Below are 18,649 nucleotides of genomic sequence, written 5' to 3'. Positions count from 1 at the left end.
AACTTAACTATTATGGCTTACGATAAATTTACGGTGCTTCGCTCTTCAGCAGTACCTATGCCCATTGAAAACGTAGACACCGATCAAATCATTCCTGCGCGTTTTTTGAAAGCAACCGAACGCAAAGGCTTTGGTGATAATTTGTTCCGCGACTGGCGTTACAATAGTGACGATTCTCCTAAGCAAGATTTCGTTCTTAATAACCCCATCTATACCGGAAAAATTTTAGTGGGTGGTAAGAACTTCGGAAGTGGTAGTAGCCGTGAGCACGCAGCTTGGGCGATCTATGATTACGGCTTCCGTTGTGTAGTATCAAGCTTTTTCGCCGATATCTTTAAGAACAATTCCTTGAACGTAGGGATTCTTCCTGTAACAGTAAGTCCTGAGTTCTTAGATCAAATATTCAAAGCCATCGAAGCCGATCCAAAGGCTGAACTCGAAGTAGACCTTCCTGCTCAAACCATTACCATTGTTGGTACAGGTGCAAAAGAAAGCTTCGATATCAATGGGTACAAAAAGAACAACCTATTGAATGGTTACGACGATATCGATTTCTTACAATCAATCAAGCAAAAGATCGGAACCTTCGCTGAACAATCTCATTATTAATAGCGATTCCGAATAAGCAAGCAACATGGCTCCAGCAAAACGTACGGTTGAGATCATGGATACGACCCTCCGCGATGGCGAACAAACCAGCGGGGTTTCTTTCTCAGCCTCAGAAAAGTTAACGATCGCCCAACTTCTGCTTACAGAAGTAAAAGCCGATCGAATTGAAATTGCCTCTGCAAGGGTAAGTGAAGGCGAATTTGAAGCGGTAAAGAAAATTACCAAATGGGCGAAAGCCAATGGTATGATCAACCGCGTAGAAGTGCTCACATTTGTAGATGGAGATGTTTCTATTAACTGGATGATCAAAGCCGGAGCCAAAGTGATGAATCTCCTTACCAAAGGATCGATGAATCACCTCACCCATCAGTTGAAGAAAACCCCGGAGCAACATTTCAAAGAAATTGCTGAGGTCATTAAATTGGCAAAGAAGAAAGGAATTGACTGCAACGTGTATTTGGAAGACTGGAGCAATGGTATGCGCCATTCTCCTGAATATGTATATCAGTACCTCGACTTCATTACAAAGCAACCTGTAAAGCGTGTGATGCTTCCCGATACCTTGGGAGTACTTACACCCAGTGAAGTGTATCAGTATATTTCTGCAATCGTAAAAAAATATCCCAACACGCATTTCGATTTTCACGCTCATAACGATTACGATTTGGGCACAGCGAATGTGTTGGAAGGCGTTCGCGCCGGTGCACATGGATTGCATTTAACCATCAATGGTATGGGCGAAAGAGCAGGCAATGCTCCTTTGGCTAGTGCTATCGCTGTATTGAACGATTTCATGCCAGAAGTGCGCACCAATATTCCCGAGAAGAGTTTGTATTCGGTGAGTAAACTGGTAGAAACTTTCACGGGTTTCCGAATCCCCGCCAACAAACCGGTTGTAGGCGAAAACGTATTTACACAAACTGCCGGTATTCACGCCGATGGTGATAAAAAGAACCGATTGTATTTTAGCGACTTGATGCCCGAACGCTTCGGTCGTCAACGTAAATACGCATTAGGTAAAACAAGTGGTAAAGCGAATATTGAGAACAACTTGATGCAACTAGGGATTCAATTGTCTGATACCGATTTGAAAAAGGTAACACAACGCATCATTGAATTGGGTGATAAGAAAGAAGTAGTGACGCAAGCAGATCTTCCGTACATCATTTCCGATGTTCTTGATAGCAAGACCATTGTTGAAAAAGTACAGATCTCAAATTATGTACTTACACATACCAAAAACCTCCATCCATCGGTAACGGTTCAAGTTTCGATCAACGGAGAAAAGTTGGAAGAGCATGCGCAAGGTGACGGACAGTATGATGCCTTTATGAACGCCATCAAAAAGATCTACGCTAAGAAAAAAATAGCGATGCCAAGTTTGGCTGATTATGCGGTGCGCATTCCACCCGGTGGTAAAACCGATGCCTTGTGCGAAACGGTGATTACCTGGAGTCATCATGGTAAAGAGTTTAAAACCCGAGGCCTCGATAGCGATCAAACCGTATCGGCCATTAAGGCAACGCAGAAAATGCTCAATCTAATAACTGAATAAAGAACTTTCAAAAATAGAGTAATGGCAAAAAAGCACATTTTAGTGGTACCCGGCGATGGTATCGGACAAGAAGTAACTGCAGTTGGAAAAATCATTCTAGATAAAATAGCCGCCAAATACGGTCAAGAGTTTACTTATGATGAAGCATTGATTGGGCATGTGGCCATTGAAGCAACCGGTAGTCCGCTTCCAGACGAGAGCCTGGAAAAAATGCGCGCTTCTGATGCCGTTTTGTTTGGTGCGGTTGGTCATCCTAAATACGACAATGATCCGAGTGCAAAAGTTCGTCCGGAACAAGGGTTGTTGAAAATGAGAAAAGAATTGAGATTGTATGCCAATCTTCGTCCCATCAAATTATTTGATGAATTGTTGGAAGCTTCTAGCATCAAACCTGAAATTTTACGTGGTGCCGATATTCTTTTCTTCCGTGAATTAACCGGTGATATTTATTTTGGTGAGAAGGGAAGAAAGAACAATGGCGACACTGCTTATGATATTGCAGAATACAGCAAATACGAGGTAGAACGCATTGCTCGCAAGGCGTTTGAAGCTGCGCGTACTCGTCGCAAGAAATTGTGCTCTGTTGATAAAGCCAATGTAATTGAAACCTCTCGTTTGTGGAGAGAAGTGATTCAGCAAGTGGCGAAAGAGTATCCGGATGTAGAAGTAGAACATCAATTTGTGGATGCTACTGCGATGTTGTTGATCAAAGATCCGCGTCGTTTCGATGTAGTAGTAACGGCAAACTTGTTTGGCGATATTTTGACCGATGAGGCTTCTCAAATTGCCGGTTCAATGGGAATGTTAGCATCGGCCTCTATTGGTGATGGAACAGGTGTTTACGAACCCATTCACGGTTCTGCTCACGATATTACCGGTAAGGGTGTAGCCAATCCATTAGCTTCTATTTTGAGTGCTGCTTTGCTATTGGATATCTCTTTTGGAATGAAGGCAGAATCGAATGATATCATCAATGCGGTAGATGCGGTTTTGAAACAAGGATTTAGAACCCGTGATATTGCAGACGCTAGTACGCCTGCCGATAAAATTCTCGGTACTGCTGCCATGGGAGAAAAAGTGGCGGCTGCTTTGTAAACCATTTGCAGAAATACTTGTAATTATATTTGATGGCTGTGTTACATTTACACAGCCATTTTTTATTGATTTTTCCAAAAACTTGAGAATTATGTCGAATACGTTTGCTTATGCGGCTATGAGCCCCACCACGCCTCTAGTGCCTTACCAATTTGATAGAAGAGAAGTACGTCCTTCCGATGTTCAAATCGAAATTTTATACTGCGGTGTTTGTCACAGCGATATTCACCAAGCCCGCGACGAGTGGGGCGGTTCCATTTACCCAATGGTTCCCGGCCATGAAATTGTAGGAAAGGTTACAGCCGTTGGTTCCGCTGTAAAAGGGTTCAAAGTAGGCGATTTAGCCGCAGTTGGGGTAATGGTAGATAGCTGTCGAACTTGTAAGAACTGCCAAAAAGAAATGGAACAGTATTGTGTAGAAGGGATGACAGGAACCTACAATACCTACGAGCGTGATGGAAAAACCATTGCTCAAGGAGGCTATGCTTCTCAAATTGTAACCGATGAACGTTATGTATTTCATCTTTCAGAAAAATTAGACCTCGCCGGTGCTGCACCCTTGTTGTGTGCAGGTATCACTACCTATTCCCCTTTGCGTTTTGCGGGAGTGAAGAAAGGAACCAAAGTAGGAGTGATTGGATTGGGCGGATTGGGTCATATGGGTGTGAAATTCGCTGTTTCTTTTGGCGCAGAAGTGACTTTGATCAGTACCAGTCCTTCTAAAGCAAAAGATGCTGATCGTTTAGGCGCTCATAAGTTTTTGTTGTCAACTGATCCTGAGCAGATGAAGGCCCACGATAGTTATTTCGATGTATTGTTGAATACGGTTTCGGCTCCACATAACTACGAAAAGTACTTGAGTTTGTTGGATATGGAAGGTAGGATGATGATTGTTGGGTTACCGGCAGAAGATCCCAAAGTAAGTCCATTTGCATTACTGAAGAATCGCAGAAGCATTACCGGATCAATGATTGGCGGCACTAAAGAAACCCAGGAAATGCTGGACTACTGTGCAGAGCACAATATCGTTGCCGATGTAGAAGTGATTGCAATGAAGGATATCAACGAAGCCTACGAACGCATGATTAAAAATGATGTGAGGTATCGGTTTGTGATAGACCTGAAGAAGAATTAATAGTTAAGAATTAATAATTAATAATTGAGATCGCGTGGAAATACAGGTTAACGCACTGCAATAATCTTCCACATATGTTTGTTGTGAAGAGTTTGACTGGTTCATTTTTCACTTCTGTACAAATATGGATGATTGACTTTTAAAACGTTTATCTCTTTATAGTTGATCAAAAATAAAAGCGCGCAATCACTCACCTGTAGTTGATTGCGCGCTTTTGACTTTACAGACTATTTATCTTACATGGAGCAAAAGTAAATGCAGGATAGCAAATGCTTGAAAATTAGTATCTAATATGCCCTCTTTGGGGGCTGCTCCATTATTAATTCTTAACTCTTAATTCTTAATTAATTGCCCGGATCAGCAAAGTCTTTATTATTCAAAAACGTAGAATCTGTAAGGGTTGCTAAGAACGCTTTTAAGCGCGTACGATCGGCATTGGTTACTTCCAGACCGGCATTTTTGGTATAGTGTGTAAATACTTCGTCAAGGGTATTGAAACGTCCATCGTGCATATAAGGTGCGGTATAGAGGATGTTTCGTAAGCTAGGTGTTTTGAATAAATACAGATCGTTGATATTGCGAGTGATTACAAATCTACCACTGTCTTTTGCATCAGTTGGAGGCAATCCATTGATGTGAAACTTATTGTCGGTAAACAAATGTCCTTTGTGACAAGGGTCGCATTTCTTGATGAACACCACATAGCCTTCTTGCTCTGTAACAGTGAATTTTTCGCTGTTTTCATTGCGTTGTACGCGATCGAATTTAGAATTATAGCTATTGGCGAAGGCCATGAACATTCCTAATGATTTCAAGATTTTCACCGAGTCTACCACATCGGTGCCATATGCTTTATAGAACATAGATTTGTAGGTGGCATCGTCTTTGATCTTTTTCACCACATTGGCAATGCTCTCATTCATTTCAAGAGGATTGTGAATTGGTGAAATCGGTTGATCATTGAGATGAGTAGCACGGCCGTCCCAGAAGAAATCGGCATTCCAAGCCACGTTCATAATTGTGGTGGAGTTACGGATTCCTACTTGCTTGCGTACACCCGGACTCAGTGCAACACCGGGATCAGCAAAAGCGGCGCTGGCTTTATGACAAGATCCACAACTGATGGTATTATCGTCGGAAAGACGTTCATCGTAGAAGAGTTTTCTTCCCAATGCAAATCCTTCTTTTGTGGGTTGTTCGGTGGTGAAATTGTAAGTGGGCTCCGGTAGGTTGATGGGTTTTACAAATACCATCGGAGTAGGGTTAAAGCTTCCTTCGCCGGATGTTTCTTTTTTGTTGCAAGCCATACCCATTCCAAGTATGCCGGCAAAGATTAGGGCGGTTAGGGTCAATCGAGAATGTAACAGCATCATCAGTTTTTTACACAGGTTTCCCATGGGTTTTTCTTAAGATATTATAAATGAATGTTTTAGCCTCGAGAGCCTACAAACACATTTATAACAGTTGGATTGCTAAGGAAGTAACGCTGGAGAAGGGCAAAAAGTGTACCAAAGGGGAGGGGGTAATTAAGAATTAAGAAGTAAGAATTAATAATGGAACAGCCCGGAGTAATTAATAATTAATAAGTAATAATTAATAATGAAACAGCCGAAAACAGGAACGAGGATGAGAGGAGACGAGGAGGGAGGAAATACAGAGAAAGAACAGGGAGAGGAACAGGGGGAAGCAAACGAATGAGTAGGCTGGTTTTTCGAGGCCGTTGTGGGAAGGGAGAAGATATAGAGAAGGAAGAGGGGCACGAACAAGGGGAATATAGGAACGAGGATGAAGACTCTTTGCGACAACTTAGCGGGCTCCGCGCTCTTTGCGGTGAAGCCGCTTTGAATTTCAGAGGCTAATCTGTGAGAATCTGCATTAATTTGTGTTATCTGTGGTCAAAAAAAGCTAACACCTAAAACCTAATACACAGAACTCAACAACTCAAAACTTAATCGAAAGGTTTATAAACAAAACCCTCTGCAGTCATCAACTGTTACAGAGGGTTCTGATATAAATTAGATCCTATTGTTTCTTATTTCCCGTACACCTTCAATGCTTCCTCCAACACATCCATGGCTGCATTCAAATCAGTGGTGTTCAATACATAGGCCAATCTCACTTCATTCTTACCCAATCCGGGAGTTCCATAGAATCCGGAAGCAGGCGCCAACATCACGGTTTGATTGTTATAAGAGAAAGATTCCAATAACCATTGGCAGAATTTATCACAATCATCAATCGGCAGCTTTGCCATGGCATAAAATGCTCCGCCGGGGTTCGGACAAAACACACCCGGCATGGCATTCAAACGCTTCACCAACGTGTCTCTTCTTTTTTGATATTCGGCTTTGGGGGCTTCGAAATAAGAATCCGGTAAATCGATGGCCGCTTCACCCATAATTTGTGCAAGGCCGGGAGGACTCAAGCGAGCTTGAGCAAATTTCATCGCAGCATCGTACACCATCTTATTCTTTGTTACCAAAGCTCCCAATCTTGCTCCGCAAGCAGAATAGCGCTTAGAAATGGTATCCATTAATACTACATGGTTTTCCATTCCTTCCAAATGCATCGCGCTCACATATTCGCCGTCGTAGCAAAACTCACGGTATGCTTCGTCGCTGAACAAATACAAATCATGCTTTAGGCAAATGGTTTTCAAAGATTCCATTTCTGCTTTGCTGTACAAATAACCGGTAGGGTTATTAGGACTGCAAATGATGATGCCCTTTGTTTTGGGCGTAATTACTTTTTCAAAATCTTCAATGGGAGGAAGCGCGAAGCCTGTTTCAATGCTTGAAGTAATGGGAACAACTTTTACACCCGCAGCACATGCAAACCCATTGTAATTGGCATAGAAAGGCTCGGGTACAATTACTTCATCACCCGGATTGAAACAGGTAAAGAATCCAAATTGAATGGCTTCTGAACCACCGGTAGTAATGATGATCTGATCGTAATTAACGTCGATGCCTACCTTCTTATAGTATTGTGTCAATTTTCTTCTATACGATTCGTTGCCTGCACTGTGGCTATATTCCAACACTTTGATATCCGCGTTTCGAACGGCATCCATAATTGCAGGAGGCGTTTCAATATCGGGCTGTCCAATGTTTAAATGGTATACTTTGATTCCCTTTTTTTTAGCTGTTTCAGCATACGGAACCAATTTACGAATAGGCGAGGGCGGCATTTCGATCCCTCTGTTACTAATAGATAGCATAAGCAAGAATTGAATGTTCTATGAAGCGCAGTTTAAATAACCGCGCGGCGGATTTTTACTAATTGTTCTAATAAAGGTTCTAACAAGTCGAGTTGCAACATGTTGGCTCCATCACTCAAGGCCTTTGATGGATTCGGATGTGTTTCAATGAACAAACCATCTGCACCGGTAGCGATCGCTGCTTTGGCAATGGTGCCAATTAACTGCGGGTTGCCACCGGTAACACCTGTAGTTTGGTTGGGCTGTTGCAAGGAATGCGTTACATCCATGATAACCGGAGTTCCATGCTCCTTCATCCAAGGAATATTTCTGTAGTCTACTACTAGATCTTGGTAACCAAAGGTAGTCCCACGTTCTGTGAGCATTACTTTCGGATTGCCGGCTTTTTGAATTTTCTCAACGGCGAATTTCATTGAAGGTCCGCTTAAGAATTGCCCCTTCTTCACATTTACAATTTTGCCGGTAGCTGCTGCGGCTTGCAACAAATCGGTTTGGCGACACAAGAAAGCAGGGATTTGAAGAATGTCAATGTATTCAGCAGCAATCGCCGCTTCTTCATGAGCGTGGATATCGCTGGTAACGGGCAGATGGTACTTTTGACCAACTTTTTTCAATAATCCAAGTCCAGTATCATCGCCCAATCCGGTAAAAGAGCTCGCACTGGTTCTATTTGCCTTACGGTAAGAAGCTTTGAACACATAAGGAATACCCAAGTTTTTACAAGTAGTGGATACTTTATCAGCTACTTCCATTACCAATTCTTCACTTTCCACCACACAAGGGCCGGCAATTAGGAAGAAGTTTGAGGGGTCGTACGACTGACCTTTGAACAGGTCGGTAAGAAATGTATTCATGGTGCAAAGATAAGCAAGAAGATGCGTTCCTGCGAAATACGACCCGACCCCTCTGTTCACTGTTTTGGGAAGTAATTTTAAGGAGTGTAGGGCTGGATTCGGGATCGGCAAGCCTCTTGTAATCAATTTGATAGCAATAGTTTGGGCATTGAAGTAAAAACAAGTGGTGGATTTAGCAATTGCCCCTTAATTCCTTATGTTTGCGTTTCAGAATCGCTTGTTATGACCAAAGAGAAAATCCTTGTTATTGGCGCCAGTGGCCAAATTGGTGTAGAGTTAACGCTTGCACTTCGTAAAATATATGGAAACGCCAATGTGGTGGCTTCCGACCTTCGTGAGCAGAATCCTTTGTTGGAAGGCACCGGTCCCTATGTGAGTTTGGATGTGATGAACAAGGAAATGCTTCATGTGCAGGTGATTCGTCAGAATATCACACAGATTTATTTATTAGCAGCCATTCTTTCCGCTACCGGCGAAAAAAATCCCAATTTGGCCTGGAACCTCAATATGACCGGATTGTTGAATGTGCTTGATATTGCGCGCGAGGAAAAGATCCACAAAGTGTATTGGCCAAGTTCAATTGCCGTGTTTGGTCCTACTTCTCCCAAGCAGAACTGTCCGCAACAAACCGTAATTGAACCAACCACTGTGTATGGTATCAGTAAATATGCCGGTGAGTTTTGGTGCAATTATTATTTCCAACGTTATGGGGTAGATGTGCGGAGTTTGCGTTATCCGGGATTGATCAGTTACAAATCGGCTCCGGGCGGCGGTACTACTGATTATGCAGTGGAAATCTATCATGAAGCATTGGAAGAAAAGAAATACCAGTGTTTTTTAAAAGAAGACACCTATTTGCCGATGATGTACATGCCGGATGCCATTAAAGCTACGATTGAATTGATGGAGGCGCCGGCTAGCAAAATTTCCATTCGTACTTCTTATAATGTGGCGAGCATGAGTTTCTCGCCAAAAGAGATCACTCAGTCTATTCAAAAGATCATTCCCGATTTCAGTATCAGTTACAAGCCCGATTACCGTCAAAACATTGCGGATAGCTGGCCTCAAAGCATTGATGACAGCGTTGCACGCTATGATTGGAGCTGGAAACATGAATACGATTTAGATGCGATGAGCAAGGATATGATTGCGAATTTGAAAGGATAATACAGGATAAACAAAACTCCGCCTTTTAAGAATAACCCATTGTGCGACCCCTCCGGGGTCGTGCTGTTGGCGCATTGCTTATGCTGCTACGCACATGCGACCCTTCCGGGGTCAGTTCATTTATTGCACTGTTGTTGGATTTATAGATGTGCGACCCCTTCAGGGTCGATGGCACTGAACATCGGTTTTTGGTGCTACTGATGTACGACCCCTACAGGGTCGTTTGCGTTGAACGGTGATTTTGCGTGATACCGAATGGTGACCGTTACGGGGTCTAAAGCGCTGATATTATTTATTTTCTGCTGATGTGCGACCCCTCTGGGGTCGATGGACCTATCATATTTGCCTCCATTGTGTCTTATTATTTTTTCAAGCGTATTAATTCTTAATTCTTAACTCTTAACTCTTACTTCTTAATTCATTCTTCCTCATTCCTTTCCTGCTTTCAGTATCTTTGGTAAAACATTTTCTCACATGCGCGCATCCTTGTTTGTTTTATTGTTATTAGCGTCCGGAGTTTTGAATGCACAAAAAAGTTTGGTAAATGGAAACTGGAAAGGGTATTTGGTTAGAGAGGATAAGAAGGAAGTAGTGTTTACTTTCGATATTACAGGTAAGTTTCCCAAACAACAACTGATCATAAAGAACGGTACAGAACGAATTAAAATATCCAAGTTAACCTTCATAGGCGACTCTATTTATTTTGATATGCCGGTGTTTGAATCTTCGTTTAGGGTGAAAGCCACCAAGGGGAGCAAACTAGAAGGATGGTGGATCAAGGGAACCAGTGCAGCTCCACAAAAGTGGGCCTTTCATGCAGAACAAACCAATGCACCACGCTTCGAAGGAAGTGCAACACCCATTGCTAATATCAGTGGACGTTGGGCCATGTTCATTACCCGTCCGAATAAAACAGAACGCCCCGCCGTTGCAGAATTCAAACAAGTAGGCGACTACTTAACTGGTTCAGTGATTACACCATCGGGCGATTATCGCTTTTTGGAGGGAAAAGTTATTGGAGATAGTATGGTGTTGAGTGTTTTTGATGGTTCGCATGTGTATCATTTCAATGCAAAGATCGCCGATTCAGGGGCTATTAGAAAAGGAGTGTTTTACTCGGGATACAATACTACCGAAACATGGATTGCTTATAAAGATCCCAAAGCTGAGTTGCCCGATGTAGGCAATACCCCAATGGTAAGGCAACCGGAACGCCCGCTTGATTTTAAATTCCCTGATTTAGATAGCAACTTAGTTTCGATTACTGATGATCGTTACAAGGGCAAAGTTGTGGTAATTCAATTGATGGGTAGCTGGTGTCCGAATTGCATGGATGAAACGGCCTTTTTAAGTGATTTCTACAATAAGCAAGGAAGGGATAAAAAAGTGGAGATCATAGCGCTGGCTTATGAATACAGCACCGATTTTAAAAGAAGTGTTGCTAGTCTTACGAAATTTAAGAATCGGTACAATGTAAAGTACCCAATGTTGATTACACCTACCACGGTAATAGATACCCTAAGAACGGAGAAAACATTGCCACAAATAACAACCATACGGGTGTATCCTACCACTATTATTGTTGGTAAAGATGGCCGCATTCGTAAAATAGACACGGGCTTTGTTGGACCCGGAACAGGTGTTCACTACGAAGCTTATGTGAAGAATTTTATGGAGCTATTGGCGAGGTTGAATGAGGAAGAAAATTGATAATTAAGAATGAATAATTAATAAGCAATAATTAATAATGGAACAGCCGGTGAGATCAAGAAAGAACAGGAAGAAGAACAGGGGGCGCTGCGAATCCGCTGCGAGCTTGTCCTGAGCGGGCCGAAGGCACAGTCGAAGGACGCTGCGCCGCCGCGGTAAAAAAACTACAATAAAGAAGCGAGTAACCAGCTATCAAATTGATTGAATGCCGGAGGTTAATCTGTGTAAATCGGTTCTAATCTTTGTTATCCGTGGTCAAAAAAGCCTAACACCTAAAGCCTAATACACAGAACTCAATAACTCAATACTCAATACACCGCTCCCACACTTGCAATTCCCACATATTTACTGCTGTATTTTTTTCGCTGTTCTTCATTCCAGATTAATGGGTTCGTATGATTGAAATGAATCAGCACAATTTTGGTTTTGAGTGACGGCTCTTGTTGAAGCAAGCCAATAGTTTCGGGCACCAATGGATGTGGAATTTCATTGATATTTCTGTTCGGCAATTCAGTTGATGAAAGAAATGTGGCATCCAAGAAAGCGATATTCACCTGCTTTAAATAGCTTACCAACGGGGTTTTCCATAAACTCCATTTATCGGTATCAGGCACGAATAAATATTTTTTATTGGAATTGCCGATAATGAAAGCGGCTGTTTCTGAATACTCATCGCGGTGCGGAACAGTAAACGCAGTTGCTGTTAAGTTTGATTTAATTTGGGTACTACTGTCAGCAGTTAATGTTTGAATTTTGATGTTGTTCAGTTGTACGAGTTGCGACCAAGGTCCATTGTTTCTCAGGAATTGTGCCATTTTGGGAAGGCAATACACGGGGATGTCTTTCGTGTTTGCAGCTTCTCTCCCCAATTGCATTAAGCCGGTATAATGTCCCATATGCGCATGGGTAAGAAAAATTCCATCAGGATAATAGTTGAAAAAATTGCCGGTGGCTTTTTGGAAGTAGTCGAGTTGCTCTTTAATATTTGGACTCGCCTCTATCAAATACCATTGATGAGTGGCGCTGTCCATTACAGCCCAGGAAACTGGGAATGCTGCAGCCTGTTTTCCCTCTTTTACTTGTGCACAACAAATTTTTGAGCATCCAATTTGAGGATATCCTGCGTCTTGTGCAATTCCGAGTACCATAACGGAAATGGATTGCTGTGCCGTAGAAAAAAGGCAATTATGCAAGACTAGTATAATGAAAATAAGTTGTTTCATTAAGGTCGAATGTAGCAAAGTTCTTGGAGTTGTGGTGTAGATTGTTTTCTCGTGACATACAGCCCTATTGTGTATTAGGCATTGGGCCTTAGGCTTTTTTTGACCTCAGAATACACGAATTAGTACAGATTTGCGCAGATCATCATCCGATATTCGGAGTAGCTTCACCGCAAAGAGCGCGGAGCCCGCTAAGTTGTCGCAAAGAGCCTTTATCCTCGTTCCTATATTCCCCCTGTTCCTCCTCCTGTTCTTTCTCTGTATTTCATTCCCACATTTACAAACTCCCAAACTCACCAATTATTTCCCCGGCTGTTTAATTCTTAATTCTTAATTATTACCTTATTAATTACCCCCTCCTTTCATCCAATTCCCCTTTCTGGTTTCCACAAATCGCTTATCTTGACCTATAAACTAACTTAGCATGAGAAAAATATACCTCTCGCTGCTGGCAGTATGTGCGGTTCTTACAATTCAGGCACAAGACTACTCCAATGCCGCAGCACAGGCTACTAGACTTCAGGCGCTTACGAAAGCCTATCCCCAATTGACAAATTTGCGCTCCCTTACCAAAACCATTGGAGGAAAAGACATTTGGTTGTTGACCATTGGTTCCGGCAAAACCGAGTCGAAGCCTGCCATTGCTGTAATTGGCGGGGTGGAAGGAAATCACTTAATGGGCACCGAATTGGCCATTGGTTTTGCCGAACAATTACTCAAGGCTTCCGGTACCGATTCTATTAAAGCACTCTTGAACAAAACTACCTATTACGTATTTCCTAATATGAGTCCTGATGCCATGGAGCAGTATTTTGCAAAGTTGAAATATGAACGCACCGGCAACGCAAAAGAAACCGATGATGACCGTGATGGTAAACTCAATGAGGATGAAGTAGACGACCTCGATAACAATGGCAAGATCACTTGGATGCGTGTAGAATCTCCCATTGGCGATTATAAGCTGCACCCTGATGATCCGCGTGTGTTGGTAAAGGCTGATATTACCAAAGGCGAAAAAGGAAAATACCTTTTGTTGCAAGAAGGCATGGACAATGATAAAGACGGCAAACTGAATGAAGACGGAGCAGGGGGCATTGCGCTCAATAAAAACCTGACCTTCAATCAACGCATTTTTACGGCCGGAGCAGGTGATTTTCCGGTTTCTGAAAACGAAAGTCGGGCCTTGCTCGATTTTCTATACGATGCATTTAACGTTTATGCAGTGGTGAGTTTTGGTTCGAATAATAACTTGAGCTATGCCGTTAGTTATAATCCACAGGCTGCCAATCAACGCATTCCTGCGGGTTGGTTGGAGCAAGACGTGAAGGCAAATAGCGTAGTAAGCGATTTGTATAATAAGGCTACCAACTTAAAAGAGGCTCCCCGCACTGCACCTGCAGGAGGCGACGTGTTGAGCTGGGGTTACTTTCATTATGGTCGCTTGAGTTTTAGCACCCCGGGTTGGTGGGTACCAAAAGCAAAACCAGATACCACTAAGAAGGAAAAGGCTTTTAGTGTTGAAGACGCCACCGCTAACTATTTGCGCTGGGCTTCTCAACAAGGCATTAATAGCTTTACTGATTGGAAAGCTCTTCAACATCCCGATTATCCCGGACAAACGGTAGAAGTTGGCGGGGTAGATCCTTTTGCCATGCTGAACCCGCCTTATAAGTTTACAGTAGAAGCAGTAAAGAAACATACCGATTTCTTGGTGAAATTGGCTGCTTTGCAACCGGAAATAGATTTGATGAATGTGCAAGTTGAAAAACTTGGCAATGGGTTAACGCGTGTAACGGTTGAGGTGGTGAATAAGGGTGTGCTGAACACTCACAGTAAAATTGGCGAACGCAGTTATTTTGTGAAGAAATTGAAAGTTGGATTGAACTTGACCGGTAAACAAGAAGTGGTGGGCGGAAAGAAAATTCAACTCTTCAACAGTTTGGAAGGTGGTACCTCACAAAAGATTAGCTGGTTAGTAAAAGGCACCGGAAAAGCCAGTATTGAAGCAGGCTGCCCTACCGGAGGAACTAAGATCATTGATTTGAACTTCTAAAAAACGAAAAATGAAAAAGATTTTATCTATACTTACGATATCCTGCGGACTTGCATTTTCTACGCAAGCACAGCAGCCTGGTCAAATTTTCAAAGCTGCTGGAACGCCTGCCAATCCAAAAGTTGCAGCCAGTTGGAATCGTTATTACGATCATGCAGGAATTGGCGAGATCTGCAAGAAAATTGCGGCAGCCTACCCCGACTTGGCAAAGTTAGAATCCATCGGAAAATCCTTTGAAGGCAGAGATCTGTGGTGCTTAACCATTACCAATTTTAAAAAAGGGGATGAAAAGAAAAAGCCTGCGATGTACATTGATGGAAACATTCACTCCAATGAAATTCAAGGTGCAGAATTTGTATTGTACACAGCATGGTATTTAACAGAAAGCCACGCCGACAATGCATTTATTCAGGAACTTTTGGAAGACAAGGTTTTTTATTTAGTTCCTACTATCAATCCGGATGCGCGTGACAGTTATATGCACAAGGCCAACAGCGCCAGTACGCCTCGTTCCGGAGTTATTCCCGTTGATAATGATGGGGATGGTAGTGTGAACGAAGACGGTTTTGATGATTTGGATGGCGATGGAAATATCACATTGATGAGAAGAAAGAATCCAAATGGCCGTTGGAAGCTAGATCCAAGAGATTCGAGAAATATGATTCAAGTAGGGCCCGATGAAAAAGGCGATTATGAATTATTAGGGCAAGAAGGCATCGACAATGATGGCGATGGTAGAGTAAACGAAGATGGCTATACATTTGAATACGATCCTAACAGAGACTGGGGCTGGGGATGGCAACCAAACTATATTCAAAATGGCGCTTATAAATATCCCTTCTCATTACCTGAGAATAGAGCCATCATGGAATTTGTAGTGAAACACCCAAATATTGCTGCCGCGCAGAGCTATCACAATGCAGGTGGCATGATTTTACGCGGTCCGGGTGGACAAGAAGATGTTGGTACTTACAATGCACAAGATGTTGCAGTATACGATGCCATCGCTAAAAAAGGCGAAGAAATGATCCCCGGCTACAAATACTTGGTAGTATACAAGGATCTGTATTCAGCTTATGGTGGTGAATTAGACTGGTTCTATGCCGGTCGCGGTATCTATACTTATTCCAACGAATTGTGGACTCCATTCCTAATGTATATGAAAGAAGGGACAAGAGATCCTTTCGATAATAAGACCTATGAATTTGATCGCTATTTGTTGTTCAAGGACGCGTTTGTTGATTGGAAAGAATACAATCATCCTCAATATGGAAAAATTGAAATAGGTGGATTCAAGAAGAATTTCACCAGAGCACATCCAGGTTTCTTGTTAGAATCTGATGCGCACCGAAACATGGCCTTTACTATTTATCATTGTTATCATACGCCGAAGCTCTTAGTCAGCGAAGTAAAGGAGAAAGACTTGGGTGATGGTTTAAAAGAAATAACAGCTACTGTTTATAACGATCGTTTGATGCCCACTCATAGCAGTCAAGATGTAAAGAACAAAATTGAAGTACCTGATTACATTTCGATTTCTACTTCTGCTAAAGTGTTGGCAGGAATGATTGTTGACAATGAAGACCTGAATTTGTCGAGCGAACAAACGCAATCGCCTCAAACAATTGCTGTTCCTAATATTCCGGGTCTTGGCACTGTAACAGTGCGCTGGATTGTTCAAGGAAACGCAAAATATACTGTAAGTGTGGAGAGTAAGAAGGGAGGGGTAGCGGCGAAGAATTAATTAAGAATTAGAATTTAAGAATTAAGAATGGAGCCCTCGTTAGGGCTCTTTTCTTTGTAGTAAAGGTTAGTAGGGTGTTTGAACGTTTATATCTTCTGCTTTGCGAGATCTTTGTGCTGCGTTCGTAGGGGTGAATAAGAACGATCTTTACTCTTTCCTCTCCCCAATTTTTGCTAGCAATTCATTCATTAATTCAATTTGAATTTTTTGAATTTCGATGAGTTCCTGTTGCTCGTGGAGAATGAGATGATCGATCTTTTCATGAAGGTTCCGAATCTCCAGCTCTGATTTCAAGTTGATCATGTAGTCTTTCTTGGCTCTTTCCCGATCTTTTTCTTCCTGGCGGTTTTGGCTCATCATAATAATGGGGGCCTGCAGCGCTGCTATACAGGAGAGAATCAAATTTAGTAAGATAAAAGGGTAGGGGTCGTATCCTTTGTTGTTTAGCCAGAATGCATTTAAAATGATCCATGCAAAAAGAAAGCCCATGAACGATAATATAAAGGTCCAGCTACCACCAAAGTCAGCGACTTTATCTGCCAATTTCTGCCCAAAGCTAAGTGGAACGGCATCGTCGGTGCCGAGGGTATCGGTTAAAGTGGTATCCTTGTTCATTGACTCAATTACAGTGGCTTTCAGTTGATCTAGATTAGCGGCACTTTTGTCCATGAACCTACTGATATATTGTTCCCTGAAATAGTTCCATTCACCCACAGCACAGGAACTTTCTTTGCCGAAGTTGGGGTGTTCTTCCTGAATCATTTCCAGGATGGGTTTTCGGATGAATTTCCCCACAATTCGTTCGTTTAGAGGGAATTCGCGTTTGGAAATATCGCTGATAAAACTATCCATGGTGCATATTTGGCTTGAAGTTACGTGAAAAGCAAAACAATCGTGTGTTTGGGGAAATTGCAACTTCTTTGCGAAAAGATGCATCAAAATAGCCGGAATTTCGGTCTTTGAATTATATTGTCAGTTCATTTAATAGCCAGCCATATGAATCGTATTGTTTTTGTGCTTTTCCTGCTCGGAACAGGCATTATTTCGTGTAAAAAAGGAGATTCAAAAGAATCGGGAACCATATCGATTTACAACCTCTCCCAAGACCGCCAGAAAACCTCCTCTACTTTCAAATTTCAAGTATTGCTCGACAAGGCAGTGAATGCCGAAGTGAGTTTTGACTATACAACTGTAGAAGGAAACGCGAAGGCAAACACGGATTTTATTCCAAAATCGGGGACGGTTACCATTCCTGCGAACAGCACCGAAGCGTTTATTGAGATCACTGTTACAGGAGATAGTTTGCGTAGAGAAAGTCAGCTTTTTTATGTTCAGTTGAGTAAAGCCGTGAACGGAAGCTTTGTAAAAGATAAGGCTACCGGTACTATCGTGAATGAAAACTTATTGTATTATCCGGTTAGCAATACGGGTTATTCAACACCTACTACTTACCCCGGGTATACGCTGGTTTGGCAAGACGAATTCGATGGTACCGCTGTAAATTCAAATTTTTGGACTTTCGAACAAGGCAATAATAACGGTTGGGGTAACAATGAATTGCAGAATTATACCAATAGAACTGAAAATGCCTTTGTATCGAACGGTAATTTGATCATTGAAGCTCGATCAGAGCGTTACGGAAATTCAAACTACACTTCTGCACGCATGATCACGAAAGATAAAAAGACATTTACTTTTGGTCGTGTTGACATTCGCGCAAGAATGCCAAAAGGTCAAGGTATTTGGCCGGCTTTGTGGATGTTGGGCAATAATATTGATGTGGTAAGTTGGCCTGCCTGTGGCGAAATTGATATTATGGAATATTTAGGGCATGAAACAAATAAAGTACATGCTACTTGCCATTGGGGAAATTCATTCGCTACTCGTGCCTCTAAAACAACCAGTAGAATATTGACTACAGGTGGATTCAATGATGAGTTTCATGTTTACAGCATGATTTGGACGCAAGACTCAATTAAAATATATGTAGACGACGTGTTGTCTTTGTCGCTCGCAAAAACAGAAGTGAATCAAAACTATCCATTCAATTCTCCGTTCTTCTTCATATTCAATATTGCGGTTGGCGGTAATTGGCCCGGTGTGCCGGATTCTTCTACAACTTTCCCGCAGCGGATGATTGTGGACTATATAAGAGTATTTCAGTAATAGGAAATTTTTTCTTGACCACAGATAGCACAAATTTTAAACAGCCAATTTCACAGATTGGCTGTTGTTTTTTTTAAAACTATAAGAGAGCGGAGGCCAATCTGTGTTTATCTGTTGTAAT

14 protein-coding genes are annotated in these 18,649 nt (G+C 42.1%); 9 read left to right on the top strand and 5 right to left on the bottom strand.

Translation table 11 applies throughout. The annotated features are described in order from the left end of the window. The first annotated feature begins 12 nt into the window (after window positions 1-12). From leuD to ACQ2HE_RS08665, 4 genes are all read left to right on the top strand, one after another. A complete protein-coding gene (gene leuD, locus ACQ2HE_RS08680) occupies window positions 13-609 on the top strand; it encodes a 3-isopropylmalate dehydratase small subunit (protein ID WP_430898529.1) in 597 nt (198 codons plus the stop codon). Window positions 610-634: 25 nt separating this feature from the next. Further along, entirely contained in the window at window positions 635-2,164 is a 1,530-nt protein-coding gene (locus ACQ2HE_RS08675; protein WP_430898531.1) for an alpha-isopropylmalate synthase regulatory domain-containing protein, read from the top strand. A gap of 21 nt (window positions 2,165-2,185) precedes the next feature. Next, window positions 2,186-3,259, top strand: coding sequence for a 3-isopropylmalate dehydrogenase (leuB, locus tag ACQ2HE_RS08670; protein ID WP_430898533.1), 1,074 nt, complete (start codon window positions 2,186-2,188; stop codon window positions 3,257-3,259). 91 nt (window positions 3,260-3,350) lie between these two features. Beyond that, entirely contained in the window at window positions 3,351-4,394 is a 1,044-nt protein-coding gene (locus ACQ2HE_RS08665) for an NAD(P)-dependent alcohol dehydrogenase (RefSeq protein WP_430898535.1), read from the top strand. 344 nt (window positions 4,395-4,738) lie between these two features. Here ACQ2HE_RS08665 and ACQ2HE_RS08660 read toward each other — a convergent pair whose 3' ends face one another. The 3 genes from ACQ2HE_RS08660 to kdsA form a co-directional block, all read right to left on the bottom strand. After that, a complete protein-coding gene (locus ACQ2HE_RS08660; protein WP_430898537.1) occupies window positions 4,739-5,791 on the bottom strand; it encodes a cytochrome-c peroxidase in 1,053 nt (350 codons plus the stop codon). 635 nt (window positions 5,792-6,426) lie between these two features. Continuing rightward, window positions 6,427-7,614 (bottom strand): pyridoxal phosphate-dependent aminotransferase, encoded by a 1,188-nt coding sequence (locus ACQ2HE_RS08655; RefSeq protein ID WP_430898539.1) that lies wholly within the window; start codon window positions 7,612-7,614, stop codon window positions 6,427-6,429. Between the two features lie 32 nt (window positions 7,615-7,646). Beyond that, on the bottom strand, window positions 7,647-8,468 hold the full coding sequence (gene kdsA, locus ACQ2HE_RS08650) for a 3-deoxy-8-phosphooctulonate synthase (protein ID WP_430898541.1): 822 nt from the start codon (window positions 8,466-8,468) through the stop codon (window positions 7,647-7,649). 222 nt (window positions 8,469-8,690) lie between these two features. Between kdsA and ACQ2HE_RS08645 the strand changes: the two genes are divergently transcribed. Both ACQ2HE_RS08645 and ACQ2HE_RS08640 read left to right on the top strand, forming a co-directional pair. Continuing rightward, window positions 8,691-9,635 (top strand): NAD-dependent epimerase/dehydratase family protein, encoded by a 945-nt coding sequence (locus tag ACQ2HE_RS08645; protein WP_430898543.1) that lies wholly within the window; start codon window positions 8,691-8,693, stop codon window positions 9,633-9,635. A gap of 474 nt (window positions 9,636-10,109) precedes the next feature. Then, the gene (locus tag ACQ2HE_RS08640; protein WP_430898544.1) at window positions 10,110-11,345 is read left to right on the top strand and encodes a peroxiredoxin family protein; all 1,236 of its coding nucleotides are present in this window, start codon (window positions 10,110-10,112) and stop codon (window positions 11,343-11,345) included. A gap of 308 nt (window positions 11,346-11,653) precedes the next feature. On the opposite strand, the gene ACQ2HE_RS08635 is transcribed toward ACQ2HE_RS08640, so the two are convergent. Further along, a complete protein-coding gene (locus ACQ2HE_RS08635; protein ID WP_430898545.1) occupies window positions 11,654-12,493 on the bottom strand; it encodes an MBL fold metallo-hydrolase in 840 nt (279 codons plus the stop codon). 496 nt (window positions 12,494-12,989) lie between these two features. Between ACQ2HE_RS08635 and ACQ2HE_RS08630 the strand changes: the two genes are divergently transcribed. Both ACQ2HE_RS08630 and ACQ2HE_RS08625 read left to right on the top strand, forming a co-directional pair. After that, window positions 12,990-14,618 (top strand): M14 family metallopeptidase, encoded by a 1,629-nt coding sequence (locus tag ACQ2HE_RS08630; RefSeq protein WP_430898547.1) that lies wholly within the window; start codon window positions 12,990-12,992, stop codon window positions 14,616-14,618. A 10-nt stretch (window positions 14,619-14,628) separates the two neighbouring features. Next, window positions 14,629-16,362 carry a M14 family metallopeptidase gene (locus ACQ2HE_RS08625; RefSeq protein WP_430898549.1) on the top strand — a complete coding sequence of 578 codons (1,734 nt, stop codon included), beginning with the start codon at window positions 14,629-14,631 and terminating at the stop codon, window positions 16,360-16,362. Window positions 16,363-16,509: 147 nt separating this feature from the next. On the opposite strand, the gene ACQ2HE_RS08620 is transcribed toward ACQ2HE_RS08625, so the two are convergent. Then, the gene (locus tag ACQ2HE_RS08620) at window positions 16,510-17,214 is read right to left on the bottom strand and encodes a DUF1003 domain-containing protein (protein ID WP_430898551.1); all 705 of its coding nucleotides are present in this window, start codon (window positions 17,212-17,214) and stop codon (window positions 16,510-16,512) included. Between the two features lie 144 nt (window positions 17,215-17,358). Between ACQ2HE_RS08620 and ACQ2HE_RS08615 the strand changes: the two genes are divergently transcribed. Continuing rightward, the gene (locus ACQ2HE_RS08615) at window positions 17,359-18,528 is read left to right on the top strand and encodes a family 16 glycosylhydrolase (protein WP_430898553.1); all 1,170 of its coding nucleotides are present in this window, start codon (window positions 17,359-17,361) and stop codon (window positions 18,526-18,528) included. The last annotated feature ends 121 nt before the right edge of the window (window positions 18,529-18,649 follow it).

This window comes from Endoryza foliicola (genome assembly GCF_050589245.1).
In the GTDB taxonomy this organism is placed as follows: Bacteria; Bacteroidota; Bacteroidia; order Chitinophagales; family Chitinophagaceae; genus Endoryza; species Endoryza foliicola.
Note: the sequence above shows the minus strand (reverse complement) of the source record. Positions and strands in the feature narration are given on the sequence as shown.